Origin of the sequence: Olsenella uli, from assembly GCF_901212675.1 — a bacterium.
GTDB lineage: Bacteria > Actinomycetota > Coriobacteriia > Coriobacteriales > Atopobiaceae > Parolsenella > Parolsenella uli_B.
Genome location: NZ_CAAKOQ010000031.1, coordinates 1 through 19976, shown reverse-complemented (window position 1 = coordinate 19976; position 19976 = coordinate 1). Strand labels below are relative to the sequence as shown.

General features: G+C 66.8%; 19 protein-coding genes and 5 tRNA genes. 21 read left to right on the top strand and 3 right to left on the bottom strand.

Translation table 11 applies throughout. The features are described from left to right. Positions 1 to 34 precede the first annotated feature (34 nt). A complete protein-coding gene (locus EFAMC1_RS03680) occupies positions 35 to 931 on the top strand; it encodes a DNA alkylation repair protein (protein WP_154052976.1) in 897 nt (298 codons plus the stop codon). Between the two features lie 116 nt (positions 932 to 1047). Here the strand turns inward: EFAMC1_RS03680 and EFAMC1_RS03675 are convergent, their stop codons facing one another. Next, positions 1048 to 2028: a hypothetical protein gene (locus EFAMC1_RS03675; RefSeq protein WP_154052975.1), complete on the bottom strand. Its 981-nt coding sequence runs from the start codon at positions 2026 to 2028 to the stop codon at positions 1048 to 1050. Further along, the gene (locus EFAMC1_RS03670; RefSeq protein WP_154052974.1) at positions 2025 to 3047 is read right to left on the bottom strand and encodes a response regulator receiver protein; all 1023 of its coding nucleotides are present in this window, start codon (positions 3045 to 3047) and stop codon (positions 2025 to 2027) included. The genes EFAMC1_RS03675 and EFAMC1_RS03670 overlap by 4 nt, the downstream gene beginning before the upstream one ends. A gap of 543 nt (positions 3048 to 3590) precedes the next feature. On the opposite strand from EFAMC1_RS03670, the gene EFAMC1_RS03665 reads away from it, so the two are divergent. The 8 genes from EFAMC1_RS03665 (at position 3591) to EFAMC1_RS03630 (ending at position 12350) form a co-directional block, all read left to right on the top strand. Continuing rightward, positions 3591 to 5444 carry a carbon starvation protein A gene (locus EFAMC1_RS03665; RefSeq protein ID WP_154052973.1) on the top strand — a complete coding sequence of 618 codons (1854 nt, stop codon included), beginning with the start codon at positions 3591 to 3593 and terminating at the stop codon, positions 5442 to 5444. 257 nt (positions 5445 to 5701) lie between these two features. Then, positions 5702 to 6826, top strand: coding sequence for a DNA integrity scanning diadenylate cyclase DisA (disA, locus tag EFAMC1_RS03660; RefSeq protein WP_154052972.1), 1125 nt, complete (start codon positions 5702 to 5704; stop codon positions 6824 to 6826). Positions 6827 to 6829: 3 nt separating this feature from the next. Further along, entirely contained in the window at positions 6830 to 7591 is a 762-nt protein-coding gene (gene ispD / locus EFAMC1_RS03655) for a 2-C-methyl-D-erythritol 4-phosphate cytidylyltransferase (RefSeq protein WP_261981751.1), read from the top strand. Then, entirely contained in the window at positions 7588 to 8067 is a 480-nt protein-coding gene (gene ispF, locus EFAMC1_RS03650) for a 2-C-methyl-D-erythritol 2,4-cyclodiphosphate synthase (protein ID WP_154052971.1), read from the top strand. Before ispD ends, ispF begins: the two co-directional genes overlap by 4 nt. A gap of 190 nt (positions 8068 to 8257) precedes the next feature. Next, a complete protein-coding gene (gene cysE / locus EFAMC1_RS03645) occupies positions 8258 to 9124 on the top strand; it encodes a serine O-acetyltransferase (RefSeq protein ID WP_154052970.1) in 867 nt (288 codons plus the stop codon). Between the two features lie 2 nt (positions 9125 to 9126). Beyond that, complete coding sequence (gene cysS / locus EFAMC1_RS03640) at positions 9127 to 10611, top strand: cysteine--tRNA ligase (RefSeq protein WP_154052969.1); 1485 nt, start codon at positions 9127 to 9129, stop codon at positions 10609 to 10611. A 1-nt stretch (position 10612) separates the two neighbouring features. Next, entirely contained in the window at positions 10613 to 11809 is a 1197-nt protein-coding gene (gene rlmB / locus EFAMC1_RS03635; RefSeq protein WP_154052968.1) for a 23S rRNA (guanosine(2251)-2'-O)-methyltransferase RlmB, read from the top strand. Beyond that, complete coding sequence (locus tag EFAMC1_RS03630; protein ID WP_154052967.1) at positions 11802 to 12350, top strand: NYN domain-containing protein; 549 nt, start codon at positions 11802 to 11804, stop codon at positions 12348 to 12350. Before rlmB ends, EFAMC1_RS03630 begins: the two co-directional genes overlap by 8 nt. A 702-nt stretch (positions 12351 to 13052) precedes the next feature. On the opposite strand, the gene EFAMC1_RS03625 is transcribed toward EFAMC1_RS03630, so the two are convergent. Continuing rightward, positions 13053 to 13127, bottom strand: a tRNA-Thr gene (locus EFAMC1_RS03625). A 401-nt stretch (positions 13128 to 13528) separates the two neighbouring features. On the opposite strand from EFAMC1_RS03625, the gene EFAMC1_RS03620 reads away from it, so the two are divergent. The 12 genes from EFAMC1_RS03620 to rplL all read left to right on the top strand — a co-directional run bounded on the left by EFAMC1_RS03620 (position 13529) and on the right by rplL (position 19406). Next, positions 13529 to 13612: transfer RNA gene (locus tag EFAMC1_RS03620), tRNA-Tyr, on the top strand. Between the two features lie 3 nt (positions 13613 to 13615). Next, positions 13616 to 13691 (top strand) — tRNA-Thr (locus tag EFAMC1_RS03615). A gap of 9 nt (positions 13692 to 13700) precedes the next feature. Further along, positions 13701 to 13777, top strand: a tRNA-Met gene (locus EFAMC1_RS03610). A 96-nt stretch (positions 13778 to 13873) separates the two neighbouring features. Further along, complete coding sequence (gene tuf / locus EFAMC1_RS03605) at positions 13874 to 15064, top strand: elongation factor Tu (RefSeq protein WP_154052966.1); 1191 nt, start codon at positions 13874 to 13876, stop codon at positions 15062 to 15064. 192 nt (positions 15065 to 15256) lie between these two features. Next, on the top strand, positions 15257 to 15406 hold the full coding sequence (gene rpmG, locus EFAMC1_RS03600; protein ID WP_154052965.1) for a 50S ribosomal protein L33: 150 nt from the start codon (positions 15257 to 15259) through the stop codon (positions 15404 to 15406). 17 nt (positions 15407 to 15423) lie between these two features. Continuing rightward, positions 15424 to 15499, top strand: a tRNA-Trp gene (locus EFAMC1_RS03595). 75 nt (positions 15500 to 15574) lie between these two features. Further along, a complete protein-coding gene (gene secE / locus EFAMC1_RS03590; RefSeq protein ID WP_154052964.1) occupies positions 15575 to 15937 on the top strand; it encodes a preprotein translocase subunit SecE in 363 nt (120 codons plus the stop codon). A gap of 1 nt (position 15938) precedes the next feature. Beyond that, the gene (nusG, locus tag EFAMC1_RS03585; RefSeq protein ID WP_154052963.1) at positions 15939 to 16493 is read left to right on the top strand and encodes a transcription termination/antitermination protein NusG; all 555 of its coding nucleotides are present in this window, start codon (positions 15939 to 15941) and stop codon (positions 16491 to 16493) included. 152 nt (positions 16494 to 16645) lie between these two features. Continuing rightward, positions 16646 to 17074, top strand: a complete 429-nt coding sequence (rplK, locus tag EFAMC1_RS03580; protein WP_154052962.1) for a 50S ribosomal protein L11 — start codon at positions 16646 to 16648, stop codon at positions 17072 to 17074. 151 nt (positions 17075 to 17225) lie between these two features. Beyond that, the gene (gene rplA, locus EFAMC1_RS03575; protein WP_154052961.1) at positions 17226 to 17933 is read left to right on the top strand and encodes a 50S ribosomal protein L1; all 708 of its coding nucleotides are present in this window, start codon (positions 17226 to 17228) and stop codon (positions 17931 to 17933) included. 437 nt (positions 17934 to 18370) lie between these two features. Beyond that, a complete protein-coding gene (rplJ, locus tag EFAMC1_RS03570) occupies positions 18371 to 18892 on the top strand; it encodes a 50S ribosomal protein L10 (protein ID WP_154052960.1) in 522 nt (173 codons plus the stop codon). Between the two features lie 139 nt (positions 18893 to 19031). Next, a complete protein-coding gene (gene rplL / locus EFAMC1_RS03565) occupies positions 19032 to 19406 on the top strand; it encodes a 50S ribosomal protein L7/L12 (protein WP_154052959.1) in 375 nt (124 codons plus the stop codon). The last annotated feature ends 570 nt before the right edge of the window (positions 19407 to 19976 follow it).

The following is a 19976-nucleotide window of genomic DNA, read 5'->3' as shown; positions in this document are numbered from 1 at the left end:
CATATCTGTTAATTACGCTGAACGGATTTATACCATGATTGATCGTCCCGGTATATGCGATGGCTTGAGCGGCGGCGTGACAAGGACATCATCAAACGACACGGCGCAGGAGTTCGTCATGCGGTCTCTTGCCGGGCATGTCGACCCCGCCTACCGCGCATTTCTCGCACCGCTCGTGCCAAGTGTCGACGCACGGCGCATCGTGGGCGTGCGGACGCCGGAGCTGAGGCGCATCGCTCGCGAGCTCGTGCGCCGAGACGACAGGGACGGCTTTCTCGGCGCCCTGCCGCACGGGCTCTTCGAGGAGATGCAGGTGCACGCCCTCGCCATCGGGCTCGAGCGCGACTACGACGCGGCGCTCGCTCGCTACGACGCGTTTCTCCCGTACGTGGACAACTGGGCGACCTGCGACCAGCTGCCCGTGAGGGCGCTTGCGGCGCGTCCCGAGGAGACGCTCGTGTGGGTCGGGCGCTGGCTGGGGTCGGGACGCTGCTACCCCATGCGCTTCGCCATCAGGGTGCTGATGGCGCACTACCTTGACGGGCGATTCGAGCCACGCTTTCTCGACCTGGTTGCCGCGGCGCATCTGGTGGGGGAGACGGGTAAGGATGTCGCGACGGGTGCCCCCGCTTCAGCGGGCGCGCCAGGACGCGCGCGGGACGACGATGCCTACTACCTCGACATGATGCGCGCGTGGTACTTCGCCGAGGCGGTAGTGAGGCAGCCGGCGGCGGCGATGCCGTATCTCGAGCCGAGCGGTTCCGCGACGTCGCTCGGTGCCCCTGCCGCGTTGCCGACTGGCCCCGGCGCGTCGTCGAACGCCCCCGCCGTACCGCTCGACGAATGGACCCGCCGCAAGGCCATACAGAAGGCCGTCGAGAGCCGCCGCGTGCCGCCAGACGTGAAGGCGCGGCTGCGGGTGTGGCGCTGAGCGGCTGCGGTTCGTCCCCGTGCGGGCTCTGACCGCAGGTGCTGCTCACGCTGGCCGTCTCGGTCGGGTCGGTACTCCCTTGCCGTCCCGCGCTCACTCCAGACCCCGCCCCGCGCCTACCAGTCCAGGTCGTTGTCCTGCGCGAACCTCTGCGCCTGCCCGGTGAAGCCGTCCTGGTCGCCCGCCCACGTGAGGAAGTCCGGCGTGTCCATGACCACCGGGTCGCACTCGTGCACGGCAAGCGACGCCTCCTCGAAGCTGCCGGGGGCAAACTCGGGGCGGTCGGGCAGGTAGGTGTCCACGAAGGCGGGGCGCAGCAGGGCATACGCGCCGCCGGTGCACAGGCTCGCGTAGCCGCGCAGCGCGCGACGGGCCGCGCCCATGCGGTCGAGCTTGAACATGAGCAGCGTCCGCGCCAGGTGCGACCACGCGTTGCCCTTGCGGTCGAACCGCGCGTCCAGCTGGTCAAAGCCCTGCTCATCCTCGAGGCGCGCGAGCGCGACGGCCCAGGTGAACCGCGCACCCAGCTCGTCGGTGGGGTCAAGCTCCACGAGCCGCGCGCAGCTTGCGCTGGCAAGCTGGTAACGGGCGGTGTCGAGCTGCGTGCGCGCGCGGGCGGCCAGCAGGCGCAGAAGCGGGCGGGCAAAGACATCATCCCAGGCGCTCGCGTCGGCCACGCCGCCGAGCTGGGCCAGCTGCTCGTCTCCGCGCGTGCCGTCCCACAGGGCGTCGAGGGCAATGAGCGCCTGGTCAGCATCCTTGTTGCTGGCCAGCGCGATGACGGTCTTGGCGTCGAGGCACCCGCCGTCGAGGTCGAGCGCCTCGCGGCATCCCGCCTCGAGCCGCTCCATGCGCCTGGCGCGCGCGGCCTCGTAGGAGTCGTCGTCGAGGAACTCCTCGTCGGCGCGCGACTGCGCGTTTGCGGCCAGGGCCTGGCCCAGGCGCTGGAAGGCGCGGTCGGCGTCATCGGCGAGAAACGCCTCCGGATCCTTGCGCACGGCCAGGACCAGTTCGTCGTAGGCCTGCGACGAGAGCGGGCCGATCTTCTCGTTGTGGCGGCGGGCCAGGCGCTCTACCAGCTCTTCGTTGCACCTCACCTGTCGCTCACCTCGCCCGCCTGCATGCCGGCCCCCTCGTGCTCGGCCGCCGCGACGACCTCCGGGCGCGTGGCCACCCAGCGGCCCAGCGTGCCGCGCTCGTCGGCGTCGCAGCCCTCCTGGAGAAGCACCGTGGCCTCGCTCGTGGCAAGGATGAGCTCGTCCTCGCTGAGCGGCGCCACCACGATGCGCGCGAACACGCCGTCGGGCAGGTCATCCTGGCGCGAGAGCGTTGTCCCCGCCTGCGGATATATGGAGAGCAGCAGGCGCACCTCGCGCTCGGCCGCCACGCGGTCGCAGCGCTTGAAGGCAAGCGCCATTCGGGCGAGCGAGTACCACGCCTCGCCGCGCTGCCGGCCCGGCTTGTGGGCCATGTTCGCAAGGCCCTGCGCGTCCTCGAGCTTGGCATGGGCAAGCGCCATCGAGAAGCGCACGTCGGCCTCGTCAGCCGGGTCGAGCGAGAGGGCCTCCTCTCCCAGGCGGACGCAGAGGCGATAGCGGCCGCAAACCAGGGCGTTTGCGGCCTCGGCACCAAGCCAGCGCACGTAGGGGCGCATGGCGAGCACCGCCGTTGCGTCCTTCAGCGCCCCCTCGGGCAGCTCGAGCGAGGCCAGCTCGCGCTCGCACGACTCGCGAACCTCGGCCGCGTGGTCGGCGAGGAAGCGGTGGTAGTCGTTGGGGCAGGGGCTGTCGGCCGCGGCGATCATGCGGCGGGCGTCGTGGCAGTCGGGGTCAAGCTCGAGCGCCTCGCCCAGGAGCTTGCGGGCCTCGGTGACAATGCCGGGCGCCGCGTCGTCGGAGGCAAAGGGCAGCTGGTAGTCGATGAGGTCGGTTGCGCGGCTCACGAGCGAGAACGCGCGGTCGCTGTCGGACTGCGGCAGGCTGTCGCGCCTTTGGCGGTAGCGGCGGTCAAAGTCGGCCGCCGCGCGGGCCGAGCCAAACGGGTCGCCCTCGTCGAGCGTGCGCGCAAAGCGCATCCCCAGGCGCTGGAAGTCCTCTATGTGCGAGTCGAAAGCCATGCCCCTCCGCTCCTCAGGCGACCACGTGCCTGCCTCCGAGTTTTGACCCTATGGTAGCGAACGCGGCAGGTCCACACGGCGAGGCCGCGGCGGGCGACGATGCTCGTCGGACACCCCTCGCCCGGCGCGCGCGTTGGCCCCAGGGCCGCGCCGCCTCTCCCGCGCCAAGCGCCACTTCGCGTCCTTCGCCCGGCGCCTCGCGTAAATGCCATTAATGCCATGGCAGAACAAGCACAATGTAATGAAATTGTTTCCCGTTTATTTCCTCGCCTTACGAAAAATAAATTGAATCTTGACAATTCCCATCGCCGTGCCATGATTCAAGCCATCCACTGGAGATGGCACGTGGGGATGCGTGCCCAGGTATCAGGAGACATTCGCAATGAGCAAGCAGCTATCCATTATCGAGGTCGTCGTTATTAGCTAGCGGGTGGCTGCATATGCCGCCCGCATCTTCGCGGGCGGCCTTCAGAGGGGTCGTCGGGTTAGAGAACCCAGCGGCTCCTCTTTTTTGCGCATCGAACCTGATGGGAAGGGAGAAAGATGAACGGGATCGCATTGATGGTGGTGGCAGCCGTGGTGTTGGCTGCCGGGTACGTGTTCTACGGGAGATGGCTGGCGAACAAGTGGGGCATCGACCGTGACGCGATCACGCCCGCCCGCCGCATGGAGGACGGCCAGAACTTCTCGCCCGCCTCGTGCTTCACGGTGTTCTCGCACCAATTCAGCTCCATCTGCGGCGCCGGCCCCGTCACGGGCACCATCGTGGCCATGGCCTTCGGCTGGCTGCCGGTCGTGCTCTGGGTGCTCGTCGGTGGCATCTTCTTTGGCGCCGTGCATGACTTCGGCGCCCTCTACGCCTCGATGAAGAACAACGGCAAGTCGCTCGCCCAGCTCATCGAGAAGTACATCGGCAAGACCGGCCGTCGCCTGTTCCTGCTGTTCTGCTGGCTGTTCTGCATCATCGTCATCGCTGCGTTCACCGACATGGTGGCCGGCACCTTCAAGATGGGCCAGGGCATGGTCGCCGGCGTCGGCTTTGGCGTCGACGCGGCCAACAAGTCCTACGCCGCTGGCACCGCGGGCACCATCTCGATGCTCTTCACCTTCGTTGCCATCGCCTTCGGCTGGGCCTGCCGCAAGTTCAACCTCGACGGCGCCAAGGAGCTCGTCCTTGCCGTCGTGCTCACCGTGGCCATGTTCGCCGTGGGCATGCAGTTCCCGATCTACCTCGACAAGTTCGGCTGGTTTGCCGTCATCGCCGTCTACCTGGTCTTTGCCGGTGCTCTGCCCATCCAGACGCTCAAGACCCCGCGCGACTACCTCACGTCCATCATGATGATCGTCATGATCGTGTGCGCCGTGCTCGGCATCGTGGTCCTCGGCGTGAACGGCCAGGCCACCATGACTGCCCCCGTGTTCACCGGCTTCACCACCAAGTCCGGCATGATGTTCCCAATCCTGTTCGTCTCCGTGGCCTGCGGCGCCCTCTCCGGCTTCCACAGCCTCGTGAGTTCGGGCACCTCCTCCAAGCAGGTCGAGCGCGAGCAGGACGCTCTGCCCGTGGGCTACGGCGCCATGGTCGTCGAGTCCTTCGTGGGCATCCTCGCCATCATCGTCGCCGCGATCATGTTCTCCGACATGAACACCGCCGGCACCGGCGCGCTCAACGCCGGCGTCGCCTCCACGCCGTTCCAGATCTTCGCCGCCGGCATCTCCCGCGGCATGCAGGCCTTTGGCGTCGACGCCACCGTGGCCACCGTGTTCATGACGATGTGCGTCTCGGCCCTGGCCCTCACCTCGCTCGACGCCGTGGCCCGCATCGCCCGCACCTCGTTCTCCGAGTTCTTCGCCCAGAGCAACGACGCCCTCGCCATCGACAAGCCGCAGACCGGCGCGATGAGGCTCCTCATGAACCCGTGGTTCGCCACCGTCGTGACCCTCATCCCGGGCTTCGCCCTCGCCTTTGGCGGCTACCAGAACATCTGGCCGCTCTTTGGTGCCTCCAACCAGCTGCTCGGCGGCATGACGATGATCACGCTCGCGGTGTTCTGCAAGGTCACCGGCCGCAAGGGCGCCATGCTCTACGTGCCCGTGGCGTTCCTGCTCTGCTGCACCTTCACCTCGCTGGTCATGAGCATCATGGGTTGCGTCACCGCGCTGTCCTCCCAGGGTGCCGCCGCAATCGCCACCTCCGGCCTGCAGCTCGTCTTTGCCGTGCTGCTCGTGGCGCTGGGCCTCATCGTGGCCTACAACTGCCTGAAGGAGCTTTTCACCAAGGAGGCCGGCTCGCTTCCCGACGAGGAGCCCGAGTGGACCGAGCTTGGCCGCGAGCACGTGGCCGAGGCCACCGGCACGGGCGCTGCCGCCGGCAGCGCGGCCACCGAGCAGGCGTAGCCACATTTTTGGGACGCCTCGCGGGGGATTCTCCGCGGGGCAACCCAGTCACATATCCGCCTGCGACGACTCGCGGGAGCATATGGAAGGCCCGCATCCCGTGCGGGCCTTTTTCGTCCAGGCGCGCGAGGCGGGGACGCCGGCCCAGCCCGCCTCTCGCGGGGCCCCTGCCCGCCGCCTTGTGTCGATAGCAAGGAACGCCCGGGCTCGCGCGTATACTTATATGCAATGCATGACGACGCATGGGATGTGAGCGCATGACCGAGGTAAACGACACGGAGCTAAACGCTGCACACCAGGCCGGCCCGGACGCACGTGACGCCGCCCCCGCCGAGCCCTCCATCGAGGAGCGCATCGAGCAGGCCATCGTCACCACGGCTCCCGGCACCGCCGTCCGCCGCGCGCTCGACATGATCATCGCCGGCCATCTGGGCGCCCTCATCTGCGTGGGCGACACCGACGCCGTGCTCGCCGCGGGCAACGACGGCTTTCCGCTCAACATCTCGTTCACGGCCAACCGCCTCTTCGAGCTCTCCAAGATGGACGGCGCCATCGTGGTCGACCGCGACCTCACGCAGATCCTGCGCGCCAACTTCCACCTCAACCCCGACCCGAGCCTCCCCACGAGCGAGACGGGCATGCGCCACCGCACCGCCGCGCGCATGAGCCTGCTCACGAAGGCCCTCGTCATCTCGGTCTCCGAGCGCCGCCAGGTGGTCAACCTCTACGTGTGCGGCCACTCGCACCAGCTCAAGACCGTCGCCGAGGTCATGACGTCGGTGAGCCAGCTGCTCGTGACCCTGCAGACCACGCGTCAGTCGCTCGACCGCAGCCTGCTGCGCCTCACCACGCTCGAGCTCGACAACTACGTCACGCTCGGCGACGTCTCCACCATCCTCTGCTACTTCGAGACCCTCATGACCGCCGCCGACGAGATCGACCGCTGCATTGACCAGCTCGGCAGCGAGGGCCGCACCGTCGAGATGCAGCGCGAGCAGCTCGTGGGCGACATGGAGAGCGAGTACCTCCTGCTCATCCGTGACTACGCCCGCGACTCCTCCGAGGCAAACGCCGAGGCCATCCGCGCGCGCCTGCACGCCGCCGAGCCCGAGCAGTGGCGCAGCTCCAAGCGCGTGGCGCAGGTGCTTGGCTACGACGGCCTGCGCGAGGACAGCGTCATGGTCCCGCTGGGACTTCGCACGCTCAACCGCGTGAGCGTGGTGCGCGAGGGCATGGCCGACAAGATTGTTGACGAGTACGGCAACCTCCGCGAGCTCATGGACGACATCGAGCAGAACCCGTCGCGCCTCGACAACATCGGCGTCAAGAACCCGAGCATCCTTGCGGACAGCCTGTACCGCATGTGGGGCAAGAAGGAGTAGCGCATGGTCGTTCCCATGTCCGCGCCCGACGCCTGCGCCATCATCGCCGCGGGCGGCCTGGGCCTGCGCTTCGGCGACCCCAGGGGCAAGCAGTACGTCGAGGTCTGCGGCCTGCCCGTGCTCGACTGGTCCATCCAGGCCTTCGACGAGGCACCCTCGGTGGGCCACGTCGTGGTGGTCTGTCCCGAGGGCCGCGTGGACGAGACCCGCGCCGCCGTGCGCCGCCTCGCCCCTGCCGTTTCCGTGAGCTTCGTGCCCGGTGGCGCCACGCGCCAGGAGTCGTGCCTGGCCGGCCTTCGCGCCGTGCCGGCGGGCCTGCCGCTCGTTGCCATCCACGACGGTGCGCGCCCACTCATCTCGGTCGACACGATCGAGGCAGTCATCGCCCGCGTGCGCGCCGACGGCTCGCTTGCCGGCGCCATCTGCGCCCATCCCTCGGTCGACACGCTCAAGGTGGTCAAGGACGGCATCGTCTGCACCACGCCGGACCGCTCGTGCTACTGGGCCGTGCAGACGCCGCAGGTGTTCCGCCTCGACGTGGTGCTCGCGGCGCACGAGGCCGCTGCCGCCGACGGTTTCGTGGGTACCGACGACTCCTCGCTCGTGGAGCGCATGGGCGGCCGCGTGGCCTGCGTCGAGAGCCCAAGCGACAACATCAAGGTCACCGTGCCGGAGGACCGCCGCCCCGTCGAGGCTATCCTGTCTGGCCGCCTCGCCGAGCGCGCGGACGGCCGGCGTCGCGCCTGGGGAGGGGTCCGCTCATGATGCGCATCGGCCACGGCTATGACGTGCACCGCCTCGTGGAGGGGCGCAAGCTCATCCTGTGCGGCGTGGACATACCTCACACGCTGGGGCTTCTCGGCCACTCCGATGCGGACGTGGCGACCCACGCCGTCGCCGACGCGATTCTGGGAGCTACGCGCCTGGGAGACCTCGGCAAGCTCTTCCCCGACACCGACCCGGCCTTCGAGGGCGCCGACTCCCTGAGGCTCCTCTCCGAGGTCATGCGGCTTGCCCGCGAGCGGGGCTACCGCCTCGTCGACTGCGACTGTACCATCGCGGCCCAGGCCCCCAAGCTGGCCCCGCACCGCGACGAGATGCGCGCCAACCTCGCGCGCGCATTGGGCGTGGGCGTGGAGAGCGTGGGCGTCAAGGCCACGACCACCGAGCGCCTCGGGTTCGTGGGGCGCGAGGAGGGCATGGCCGCCTGGGCCGTGGCGCTTCTCGACGACGGCCGCTAGCTGCGCCTCCTTGCGCAATCGCCCGCGCGCGAGGCCTGCCGGTCAGCCGCGGGGCCCCGTGGGGCCGCCTGCCGCGAGGCCCGGCCGCGCCGGGGCCGCCTTTCCCGGACCACCCGCACGCGCTATGCTGTCGCAGCCCACATGCGTCGCAGGCCCCGAGGCCACGGCGCCCCAGCCAGTAAGGACACACATGTTTGATCGCATTCGCGAGGACATACGGGCCTTCCGCGAGCACGACCCTGCAGCGACCTCAACCATCTCCATCCTGCTCAACTCGCCCGGCATGCGCGCCATCTGGGCCTATCGCCGCCAGCACTGGTGGTGGACGCACGGACACCCGCTCATCGCGCGTACGCTCTCCACGTGGAGCCGCCATCGCTTCGGCGTCGAGATCCACCCCGGCGCCACCATCGGTCGGCGCTTCGTGATCGACCACGGCATGGGCATCGTCGTGGGCGAGACCACCATCATCGGCGATGACTGCCAGCTCTACCAGGGCGTCACCCTCGGTGGTACCGGCAAGCAGAGCGGCAAGCGCCACCCCACCCTCGGTGACAACGTGGTGGTGGGCGTGGGCGCGTCGGTGCTCGGCAACGTGACCCTCGGCAATAACGTCAAGGTGGGCGGCGGCGCCGTTGTGGTGCGCGACGTCCCGGCCGACTGCACGGTCGTGGGCGTTCCCGGCCACGTGGTCACCCGCGGCGGCGTGCGCGTGCGCTCCGCGGCGGGCGAGCGGCTCACCGTCATCCACAACGACAGCCCCGCTACAATCGACAAGGTCATTCGCGAGCGCGAGGACGTGGAGCACCGCGAGTTCCTGCCCGACCCGCTCGATAACACGGTCGACGACCTCCAGGCAACCGTCGAGCGCCTCGAGAAGCGCGTCGCCGAGCTCGAGCGGATGCTCATGCGGGTAAACGATGGCCGGAAGGGCATGCCCGCCGACCAGCCCACGGCCCTCGCGGGACGCCCCGCCCGGCCCGAGGCCTATCCGCCCCTCGAGCAGCAGCCCAGCCCCACCGCCGACGCCTCCCAGGCAACTCACGAGAAGGAGTAGCCATGCTCGTCTACAACAGCCAGACGCACAAGAAGCAGGAACTCAAGCCCATCGAGCCGGGCAAGATCCGCATGTACGTGTGCGGGCCCACCGTCTACGACCAGATTCACGTGGGCAACGGCCGCACGTTTTTGGCCTTCGACGTCATCCGCCGCTACCTCACCTACAAGGGCTACCAGGTCACCTTCGCCCAGAACCTCACCGACGTGGACGACAAGATCATCAACCGCGCCAACGAGCAGGGCCGCACGCCGGAGGAGGTGGCCGCGGAGTTCTCCGACGCCTTCATCGAGCAGATGCGTCGCCTGAACGTGCTCGACCCCGACATTCGCCCGCGTGCCACGCGCGAGATCCCCGCGATGATCGAGATGATTCAGGGCCTCATCGAGCAGGGCCACGCCTATGCGCCCGGCAACGGCGACGTCTACTTCTCCGTGCGCTCCGACCCCGGCTACGGTTGCGTGTCCGGCCGCAACGTCGACGAGCTCAAGGTGGGCGCGCGCATCGAGGCCAACGACGAGAAGCGAGACCCGCTCGACTTCGCCCTCTGGAAGGCGGCCAAGCCCGGCGAGCCCATGTGGGACAGCCCCTGGGGCAAGGGTCGCCCGGGCTGGCACACCGAGTGCTCGGCCATGGTGCACCGCTACCTGGGCACGCCCATCGACATCCACGGCGGCGGCCAGGACCTGCAGTTCCCGCACCACGAGAACGAGTACGCCCAGGCCTGCTGCTGCTGGCACGAGCCGCTCGCCAACGTGTGGATGCACACGGGCATGCTGCTCATCAACGGCGAGAAGATGAGCAAGAGCCTCGGCAACTTCTTCACGCTCAAGGAGGTGCTCGACAAGTACCCGGCCGACGCGGTGCGCCTGCTCATGCTGCAGACCCACTACCGCTCGCCGCTCGACTTCTCGTTCGACCGCCTCGACGGCGCGGTGGGCACGCTCGAGCGCATCCGCGGCACGGTGGCCAACCTGCGCTGGGCCGCCGAGAGCGCTCCGCAGGACGGCGAGCTCAACGACGCCGACCGCGCACTGGGCGCTGAGGTCGACAAGGCCACGGCCGAGTTCACGCGCCAGATGGACGACGACTTTAACACCGCCGGCGCCCTGGCCGCCATCTTCGGCCTGGTCACAGCCGCAAACACCTACCTCGCCGACGCGGGCGAGGACACCTCCACCGCCGTGGCGCTGCGCGCGTCCGACGCGCTCGCGGAGCTTCTGGGCGTGCTGGGCGTCGAGTCGGTGCGCCCGGCCGAGACCGCGTTGCCGCACGAGCTGGTGGACCTCGCCGCCAAGGAGGCGGGCTACGCGGGTGACGACCCAGAGGAGGCCGCCGACGCGCTCGTGGCCGCCCGTGCCGAGGCGCGCGCCGCCAAGAACTGGGCCGTCGCCGACGCCATCCGCGACGGCATCGCGGCGCTGGGTCTCGTGGTTGAGGACACCGCGGCCGGCACGCGCATCAAGCCTGCCAGCAAGGAGGCCTAGGGTGGCGCGCCGGGGAGCGGGTCGCTCCGAGCAGGGTGGCGCGTCCGGCCGCTATGGCCAGGGCCGTCCCGAGAGGGGCCGCGGGGCCAAGGGCCAGCGTGGAGACGCAGGTCGCGGGGGTCGCGGCGGCTACGGGGACGCCCGTGGCGGACGCAGCTCCGATGGCCGTGGCGGTCGCGGTGGCGACGCCCGTGGAGGCCGTGGCGGCTTCCAGGGCAAGCAGGGTGGCGCCGTGGCGCGTGGACGTGACGGCTCGCGTGGCACCGGCGGCTACGGCGGCTACGGCGGTGCGGTCGGCGCGCGCTCCGGCTCGCGTCCTGCCTCCTCCTCGCGCGGGGACCTCATCGAGGGGCGCCGCGCCACAGACGAGGCCCTCGAGCTGGGGCTTCCCATCACGCGGGCGCTCGTGCAGAAGGACGGCGGCCAGGGCGACCCGGCGCTCTCCCAGCTTGCCGCGCGCCTCGAGGCGTCCGGCATCGAGGTCGAGCGCGTGGCCAAGCCCGTCCTCGACTCACTCTCGAGCCACGGCGCCCACCAGGGCGTGATGCTGCGCGTGCGTCCCTATCGCTACGCCGAGGTCCACGACATCCTCGAGCGCGCGGGGGAGGGGCCAGCCCTCGTCATCGTGCTCGACCACGTCACCGACGAGGGAAACTTCGGCGCCATCGTGCGCACGGCCGAGGTCGTGGGCGCGGCGGGCGTCGTCGTGGCCCGTGCCCGAGCCGCCCGCGTGGGCGTGGGCGCCTACAAGACGAGCGCCGGCGCCGTGATGCACCTGCCCATCGCGCAGGTCTCCAACCTCGCGAACGCCTTGGACGAGCTCAAGGAGCACGGATTTTGGGCCGGCGCCGCCACCGAGCACGCCCACGACGTCATCTGGGACGCCCCGCTCGCGGGCCGCGTCGCGCTTGTCATGGGCTCGGAGGGCTCGGGCATCTCGCGCCTCGTGCGCGAGCACTGCGACTTCGAGTTCCGCCTGCCGCAGCGCGGGCGCGTCGAGTCGCTCAACGTGGCGCAGGCCACGACCGCCATCGCCTACGAGTGGCTGCGCCGATGCGAGACGGACGGGGACGACGCCACGGGCGTCTCGGGCGTGCCGGGCGACTCACCTGCCGCCGCTGCCTTGGACCTCTCGGGCTCTGCCGACCCACCTGACACCTCCGACTTCGACTTCTTGGACGGCGACCTCCGTGGCTAAGCGCTCCCACCACGAGCTGCTCGTGGTCGACGGCTACAACGTCATCTTCGGAACGCCCCGCTACGAGGCCCTCATCGACGAGCCTGCCCGGGGGTCGCGCGACCACGACCCGTTCGACAGGGCCCGCGAGCTGCTGGTCTCCGACGTCGCCGCCTTTGCGCAAGGGCGCTACGACCCCGTCGTCGTCTTCGACGCGGCGGGCAACGTCAATCCCGACCACCCCGAGCTCAGGCGGGCCGGAGTTCGCATGATCTTCTCGCCCACGGGCGTCACGGCCGACACGGTCATCGAGAAGCTCGTGACCGAGTGCCGCCACGAGATGCGCGAGGTCACCGTTGTCACGAGCGACAACGCCATCCGCGCCACCGTCGGCGGGATCCCGGTGACGCGCATCTCGAGCGCGATGCTCGCCCACGAGATCGATGTTCTCGACGAGGAGCGCGAGGTAGACGTGGCCGACCGCTCCCGCGGCCGTCTCACCGTCGAGGATCGTCTCGACCCCGAGACTCTCGCCAAGCTCAACAAGCTCCTCGGCCGCTAACTCCGCGCCCTTCCGCTTGTCCAGGCAGCGCGCAGGCGGCGCTCCATGCAGGCCATCGTCCCCCAACGTGCGAGACGCCGACCAGCCCAGACGTCGCCCCCTCCGGCTGCCGACAACCTCGGGCTCCTCGCTCCCAGTTGCCGACCAACTCGGAAGAAACGGCAGCGCTTTTTATCCGAGTTGGTTGGCAACACGGCGATTGTCATCTGAGTTTGTCGGGAACGTAATGCCTGCCGGGTAGGAGCCGCTCCGCCCGACGCCGCGTTAGCAAACAAAGCGTGCAATTTGGTCACTTGAGACCCCGATTCGGGCCGCTCAAGTGACCAAATTGCACGCTTTGTTGGTGGGGAAGGTTGATAGAGGAGTCCGACAGGAGGCTTGTGGGGAAGGCATCTGGCCGCGACGGCCGGCCGAGCGTCGCCGTGGCCACCACCGGTCCGGCGCGGCGGCAACCGGATTGTCATCTGAGTTTGTCGGGAACGTAACGCCTGCTGTCCGAGTTTGTCGCCAACGTGACGCTCACCATCCGAGTTGGTCGGCAACTGGGTTGGGGAGCTGATGTGGCGTCGGACGATGCGGCCGGAATGCACATGCCGCCATGACGTGCGTGCATGTGCGTGCTGAATGCGGCGCAAAAGCTCGTGCCGAGTGAGGCGAAAAAAGGCAGCCCAGAGAACAGTGTCCCTGAGCTGCGATTTCGTCTGGAGCCGGGGGTGGGAATCGAACCCACAACCACTTGTTTACAAGACAAGGGCTCTACCATTGAGCTACACCGGCGGTGATTGTACGCCACGACGGGCGCCGCGAGCGCGCGAGGTACGTGCGCCAAGCCATAGTACCCGAAACATCAGCTTGAGTCACTTGGGCTGGGCGGGATTAAGGTTCTCGCCGCTACCCAAGTGGCACCAACGCGCCCCGGGCCACCACAGCGCCCCCACGTCGCCGTCACCCCAGAATTCCCGAAACGAATCCGCAACTATTTTTACGGCGCAATCCCGTACAATGCCCCGACCCAGCACGCACGTCACAAAAAAGCCTACCTCTACCAGCCAATATGGCGAAACCGTGATATGGATACGCCCGGCTAGGGGGATTACGTTGACAAGCTCTTGTCCGTACCGTATTATCCCTTCTGCTGCTGTGAGCAACGGCCCAGAGCAGCGGCTTGAAAACGGTATGGGGATGTGGCACAGCGGCAACTGCGGCGGACTGTAAATCCGCTCCCTCTGGGTTCCTTGGTTCGAGTCCAAGCATCCCCACCATCTGCCCGTGTAGCTCAGTAGGTAGAGCACTTCGTTGGTAACGAAGAGGTCACCGGTTCAAATCCGGTCGCGGGCTCCATTCAAGCATGGCGGTGTAGCTCAGTTGGTCAGAGCACGCGGTTCATACCCGCGGCGTCACTGGTTCGAATCCAGTCACCGCTACCAGAGCCCTCGCGGCGTCGCCTCGGCGGCGCCGCTGGACGTATAGATAGGCAAAAAGGCCGTCAAGGCCTAAAGCTAGCATCCATGAGGAGGATGGCAATGGCCAAGGAGAAGTTTGAGCGCACTAAGCCGCACGTGAACATCGGAACCATCGGTCACGTCGACCACGGCAAGACCACGCTGACGGCCGCTATCACCAAGGTTCTCTCTGAGACCCCGGGCTGCAAGGCCGACTACACCGCCTTCGAGAACATCGACAAGGCTCCCGAGGAGCGCGAGCGTGGTATTACCATTTCCGTCGCTCACGTTGAGTACGAGACGGAGGCCCGTCACTACGCCCACGTTGACTGCCCGGGCCACGCTGACTACGTCAAGAACATGATCTCCGGTGCTGCTCAGATGGATGGCGCCATCCTCGTTATCGCCGCCACTGACGGCCCGATGGCCCAGACCCGCGAGCACATCCTCCTCGCCCGTCAGGTCGGCGTCCCCTACATCGTCGTCTTCCTGAACAAGTGCGACATGGTCGACGATGACGAGCTCATCGACCTCGTCGAGATGGAGACCCGCGACCTTCTCTCCGAGTACGACTTCCCCGGCGACGACATCCCCGTCATCCGTGGCTCCGCCCTCGGCGCCCTCAACGACGATCCCAAGTGGGTCGAGTCCGTCCGCGAGCTCATGAAGGCCGTCGACGAGTACATCCCGACGCCCAAGCGTGACAACGAGAAGCCGTTCCTCATGGCCATCGAGGACGTTATGACGATTTCCGGCCGCGGCACCGTTGCCACCGGTCGTGTCGAGCGCGGCGAGCTCAAGCTCAACGAGCCGGTCGAGATTGTCGGCATCAAGCCGACCCAGTCCTCCGTCGTCACGGGCATCGAGATGTTCCGCAAGACCATGGACTTCTGCGAGTCCGGCGACAACGTGGGCCTGCTGCTCCGCGGCATCAAGCGCGAGGACATCGAGCGCGGCCAGGTTATCTGCAAGCCGGGTACCGTTACCCCGCACTCCAAGTTCACCGCTGAGGTCTATGTCCTGACCAAGGAGGAGGGCGGCCGTCACACCCCGTTCTTCTCCAACTACCGCCCGCAGTTCTACTTCCGCACCACCGACATCACGGGCTCCATCAAGCTGCCCGAGGGCGTCGAGATGGCCATGCCGGGAGACCACGTGACCATCGAGGCTGACCTCATCCACGGCATCGCCATGGAGGAGGGCGACCGCTTCGCTATCCGCGAGGGTGGTCACACCGTTGGCGATGGCCGTGTTGCCACGATCATCGAGTAGCTTCTGCTAGAAGCCTGCTTGGGCCCGGCATCCTCAGGGTGCCGGGCTTTTTTCATGGGGACTTTGTGTGCCAGGCTCCGCAACGCCCCCAAAGCCATCCCAGTTGTTGACTTGAGTTGCACATGGGTGGTATTGTTCACCAATGCGCCATGGCTGAGACGGTCTTGGCCATGACTCATCAGGAGGATTGCAATGCGTACGATGGTTACCCTCGCCTGCACCGAGTGCAAGCGCCGCAACTACACCACGAACAAGAACAAGTCCAACAATCCTGAGCGCATGGAGCTCAAGAAGTATTGCCCGTGGTGCCACAAGCACACCGTGCACAAGGAGACCCGCTAACCTCGGGTTCATCTTACAGGCCAGTAGCTCCAATGGTAGAGCGGCGGTCTCCAAAACCGTTTGTTGTGGGTTCGAGTCCTACCTGGCCTGCCAGTCACTTACACCGGCCCCCCGAAAGGGGTGGCCGGTTTCTATGATTGTACGTTGCCTCGCCCGGAGGGATTGAGCATGGCCAACAAAAATCGTCAGAAGAGGAGCGCCCGCAAGGCGCGTGCTGCCGAGCGCAAGGAGCTCGAGGAGCGCCGCGCTGCGTCCGTTCCCGCCGACGAGAAGAAGGCCAAGGCCGTCGCCAAGGCGGAGGCAAAGAAGGTAGAGGTCAAGAAGGCCGAGGCCAAGAAGCCCGGCAAGGTTCGTGCCTGGTTTGGCGACGTCAAGTCCGAGATGAAGCGCGTCACGTGGCCCTCCAAGGCAGACCTCAAGAACTACTCCGTGGCCGTCATCGCCATGCTCATAGTCTTTGGCGTCGCCGTGTGGCTCGTAGACACGGGCGTCGTGAGCCTGCTTGTTGGCTACTCGGGACTGAGGGGTTAGCATGGCGAAGCGCTGGTACGTTGTTCACACCTATTCTGGGTACGAGAACAAGGTCAAGACCGACCTCGAGCACCGCATCGAGACCTATGGCCTCGAGAATGCCGTCGTCGACATCAAGATCCCGACCGAAGAGGTCACCGAGGTCAAGGAGGGCGGCAAGCGCGAGACCAAGGAGGCCAAGGTCTTCCCGGGCTATGTGCTTGTCCGCATGGAGATGGATGACAACTCCTGGTCCGTCGTACGCAATACGCCGGGCGTTACGGGCTTCGTGGGCGTGGACGGCAAGCCTGCTCCACTCTCCCGCGACGAGTTCAACAAGATCATGCGCCGCAGCACGCCGCACGGCACGACGGGGGCACCGGCTCCTCACCGCACCATGACCACAGACCTCGAGCCCGGTCAGGCCGTGCGCGTGGTTTCCGGCCCGCTCGCCGAGTTTGACGGCCAGATCTCCGAGATCATGCCCGAGGCCGGCAAGGTCAAGGTCACGCTCATGATCTTCGGCCGCGAGACCCCCGTCGAGCTCTCCCTTGATCAGGTGGCCACGATCTCCTAGCACGTTACTCGGCCGCATCGCGAGGTGAAACTTCGTTGTGTCCGGGATTATCCCTTTGGTTCTTCCGCGTGTCTCTCGTTCGGTGAGGAATGCTTCTGTGAGACGCGCATCCGATAGCAAGCACACGCATCCAAGCAAGAAGGGCACTTACTATGGCTGAGAAGAAGGTCACCCACTTCATTAAGCTTCAGATCCCCGCCGGCGCCGCCAACCCCGCGCCTCCCATCGGCCCGGCCCTCGGTGCCGCCCAGGTCAATATCATGCAGTTCTGCCAGGCGTTCAACGCCCAGACCGCTGACAAGAAGGGCGACATCATCCCGGTCGAGATTTCGGTTTACGAGGATCGCTCCTTCACGTTCATCCTCAAGACCCCGCCCGCGGCCGAGCTCATCAAGAAGGAGCTCAAGCTCAAGAGCGGCTCTGCCGTTCCGCAGCGCGACAAGGTCGGACAGCTCACGCAGGAGCAGCTCACCAAGATCGCCGAGATCAAGATGCCAGACCTCAACGCCAACGACATCGAGGCCGCCAAGAAGATAATCGCCGGCACCGCTCGCTCCATGGGCGTCACCGTCGCCGAGTAACACTCGTGTGACTCCTTCGGTCGGGGAGAGTTCCCGCGCTTCCTGACGCGAACCTGGTATCCCGCCGGCTCGTCCGGCTCTGCGTGTCCCGCATGGGGCGGGACGCACGATGTGGGAGGGCGTAAGCCCGCTGACCACAGGAGGTAGTTACATGCCTAAGCACGGAAAGAAGTACACCGCCGCGGCGGCCAAGGTCGACTCCAGCAAGCTCTACACGCCCAAGGATGCCGTCCAGCTCGTGAAGGATATCGCCTTCGCCGGCTTTGACGAGACCGTCGAGGTCACGTTCCGCCTTGGTGTCGACACCCGCAAGGCCGACCAGAACATCCGCGGCTCCATCTCGCTGCCCCACGGCACCGGCAAGTCCGTCCGCGTCGCCGTCTTCGCCGAGGGTGCCCAGGCCACGGCCGCCCAGGAGGCCGGCGCCGACATCGTGGGCTCCGATGACCTCGTCGCCCAGGTCCAGGCTGGCAACATCGACTTCGACGCCGCCATCGCCACGCCCCCGATGATGGCCAAGGTCGGTCGTCTCGGCCGCATCCTCGGACCCCGCGGCCTTATGCCGAACCCCAAGCTCGGCACGGTGACCATGGACGTCGCCAAGATGGTCAACGAGCTCAAGGCCGGTCGTGTCGAGTACCGCGCCGACCGCTACGGCATCTGCCACGTGCCGGTGGGCCGCGTGTCATTCCCGCTCGAGCAGATCGTTGAGAACTATGGCGCCCTCCTCAACGAGATTATTCGCGTGAAGCCGGCCACCGCCAAGGGCAAGTACATCAAGTCTGTCGCCCTCGCCTCCACGATGGGGCCGGGCGTCAAGGTTGACAGCTCCATCGTCCGCAACCTGCTCGAGGCCTAAGCACCGCTTCTCTGCATCGCTTGCTTGCGACCCCCCGATTGGCCAATCGAAGGCCGGTCGGGGGTTCTTTTGTCGGCTTGGCATTTGTTGGCAATTGCATCGCCGGTTCCGGCAATGGCGCAACACGCCGGGGCTATCGCGCCGTCCCGCATCCAAGGTTGTCGACCTTTTATGTACAGCTCATTGCGCCCGGCGCTGCCGGTTGACTTCCGCCCGGCAAGCGCCATACTGATTACGTTCGTCAAATAGCACGTCCGCTGCCAGAGACAGCCGGTGCCCGCAAGGGCCTAAGGGGAGTTTCCCGCCTGCCGAGGTGGTTCTTAGAGTGAATCTCCAAGATCCCGTCTGGCCTGTGCCGGGCGGGGTCTTTCGCATTCCTCGAGCGAAGTCCCGCCGTGTGGCGAGACGTGCAGAATCGCTCGAGGGGAGGTGTACACATGCCAGCTCAGTCCAAGATCGACATGCTCGAGAAGGTCAGCGCCTCTCTCGCGGCCTCCAAGGGCCTCTTCGTGATCGACTATCGCGGTCTCACCGTGAAGGAGACGCAGTCTCTGCGTCGCTCGCTTCGCGAGGCCAACGCGGAGATGAAGGTCTACAAGAACAACATCGTCCGCATCGCCCTGGAGAAGGCCGAGATGCCCGAGATCAACGACTTCCTCGAGGGCACCATCGCGTGCGTCTTCTACGAGGACGATCCCGTGCCCGCGGCCAAGGCCATCAAGGAGGTCTCCGAGAAGCTCAAGAAGATCGAGTTCCGTGGCGGCATCACCGACGGTCGCGTCGTCTCCGCTGACGACGTCAAGGCCATCGCCGACCTGCCCAGCCACGAGGAGCTCATCGCCAAGCTTCTGGGCACGATCTCCAACCCGCTCAGCGGTATCGTTCGCGTCATCAACGGTCCCGCCCAGGGTCTGGTCACCGCCCTCGAGGCGGTCGTCGACCAGAAGAACGCCGCCTAGTCGCGGCGTTCTCGGCCGACGGGGGAGCCCGTTGGCCACTTGCCGGCGTAAGCCGGCAGGCAAGACCCGGCGCCATGCCGGCTACACAGAACACTTCGGGTGCCGTTAGCCGCGGCGCCCCAATAGAAGGAGCACACACATGGCTGTCACCAAGGAAGAGATCGTCGAGGCCCTCAAGGCCATGCCCGCCCTCGAGCTCTCTGAGCTCGTCCACGAGCTGGAGGACGTCTTCGGCGTCTCCGCCGCCGCCCCCGTCGCCGTTGCCGCCGCGCCCGCCGCTGGCGCCGCCCCTGCCGAGGAGAAGACGAACTTCGACGTCGTCCTCGAGGGCTTCGGCGAGAACAAGATCCAGGTCATCAAGGTCGTCCGCGAGCTCACCTCTCTCGGCCTCAAGGAGGCCAAGACCCTCGTCGAGTCTGCCCCCAAGGCCGTCCTCGAGGGTGCCAAGAAGGAGGACGCCGAGGCCGCCAAGGAGAAGCTCGAGGCTGCCGGCGCCGCCGTCTCCCTCAAGTAACTCCTCGCAGGTCTTGTGCCTGCTCTGATCTGCTGAGAAGCCCCCGCATCGCTTCGCGGTGCGGGGGCTTTTTCGTGCGAGAGCCCCATGTGTGACCCGCCTGCGTCTGTGTTCTTTGCTAGAGCCGTCGCGTGGCTTGTCCCATCGCGCGAGCCACCAGCATGCGGGTTCGGCAACCCTCGTGAGGGGCTGCGCGATCTTTGCGCGTGGCTTGGTTGTGGGCTCTTCACGTACGTCGATGCGTGTACTCCGAATACGCCGCAAGTCGCCCAAGACGCGTTTGAAGGAACCCCTTCGTCGTCAATTTTCGGGGCGGTGGTCACGAAGGTTCATTTACTTGTTTTTTGGGACTGAGAGCTGGCCCTGATGACTGCGGATAGGGAACTGTTGTGGCTCGATCGGCCCAATCTTGTGGCGAAAGGCCTTGCGGCAGCCCACTTAGCCTCGAGTTCGATACACGGCTGTCTTGTTGCGCGCCCTTGAGTTCAAGGAAATCGCCCCTCGTGACCATCAGGGCAAAAATCGGTCGCCAGACAGGGCTGTGCGATTGGGGACGGGTTCGTTTTGCAC

Excerpts from the sequence above, each read along its gene's own strand:
- EFAMC1_RS03680 (WP_154052976.1), top strand. The coding sequence starts at position 35 with ATGATTGATCGTCCCGGTATATGCGATGGCTTGAGCGGCGGCGTGACA.
- EFAMC1_RS03670 (WP_154052974.1), bottom strand. The coding sequence starts at position 3,047 with ATGGCTTTCGACTCGCACATAGAGGACTTCCAGCGCCTGGGGATGCGC.
- EFAMC1_RS03665 (WP_154052973.1), top strand. The coding sequence starts at position 3,591 with ATGAACGGGATCGCATTGATGGTGGTGGCAGCCGTGGTGTTGGCTGCC.
- disA (WP_154052972.1), top strand. The coding sequence starts at position 5,702 with ATGACCGAGGTAAACGACACGGAGCTAAACGCTGCACACCAGGCCGGC.
- ispD (WP_261981751.1), top strand. The coding sequence starts at position 6,830 with ATGGTCGTTCCCATGTCCGCGCCCGACGCCTGCGCCATCATCGCCGCG.
- ispF (WP_154052971.1), top strand. The coding sequence starts at position 7,588 with ATGATGCGCATCGGCCACGGCTATGACGTGCACCGCCTCGTGGAGGGG.
- cysE (WP_154052970.1), top strand. The coding sequence starts at position 8,258 with ATGTTTGATCGCATTCGCGAGGACATACGGGCCTTCCGCGAGCACGAC.
- cysS (WP_154052969.1), top strand. The coding sequence starts at position 9,127 with ATGCTCGTCTACAACAGCCAGACGCACAAGAAGCAGGAACTCAAGCCC.
- tuf (WP_154052966.1), top strand. The coding sequence starts at position 13,874 with ATGGCCAAGGAGAAGTTTGAGCGCACTAAGCCGCACGTGAACATCGGA.
- rpmG (WP_154052965.1), top strand. The coding sequence starts at position 15,257 with ATGCGTACGATGGTTACCCTCGCCTGCACCGAGTGCAAGCGCCGCAAC.
- secE (WP_154052964.1), top strand. The coding sequence starts at position 15,575 with ATGGCCAACAAAAATCGTCAGAAGAGGAGCGCCCGCAAGGCGCGTGCT.
- nusG (WP_154052963.1), top strand. The coding sequence starts at position 15,939 with ATGGCGAAGCGCTGGTACGTTGTTCACACCTATTCTGGGTACGAGAAC.
- rplK (WP_154052962.1), top strand. The coding sequence starts at position 16,646 with ATGGCTGAGAAGAAGGTCACCCACTTCATTAAGCTTCAGATCCCCGCC.
- rplA (WP_154052961.1), top strand. The coding sequence starts at position 17,226 with ATGCCTAAGCACGGAAAGAAGTACACCGCCGCGGCGGCCAAGGTCGAC.
- rplJ (WP_154052960.1), top strand. The coding sequence starts at position 18,371 with ATGCCAGCTCAGTCCAAGATCGACATGCTCGAGAAGGTCAGCGCCTCT.
- rplL (WP_154052959.1), top strand. The coding sequence starts at position 19,032 with ATGGCTGTCACCAAGGAAGAGATCGTCGAGGCCCTCAAGGCCATGCCC.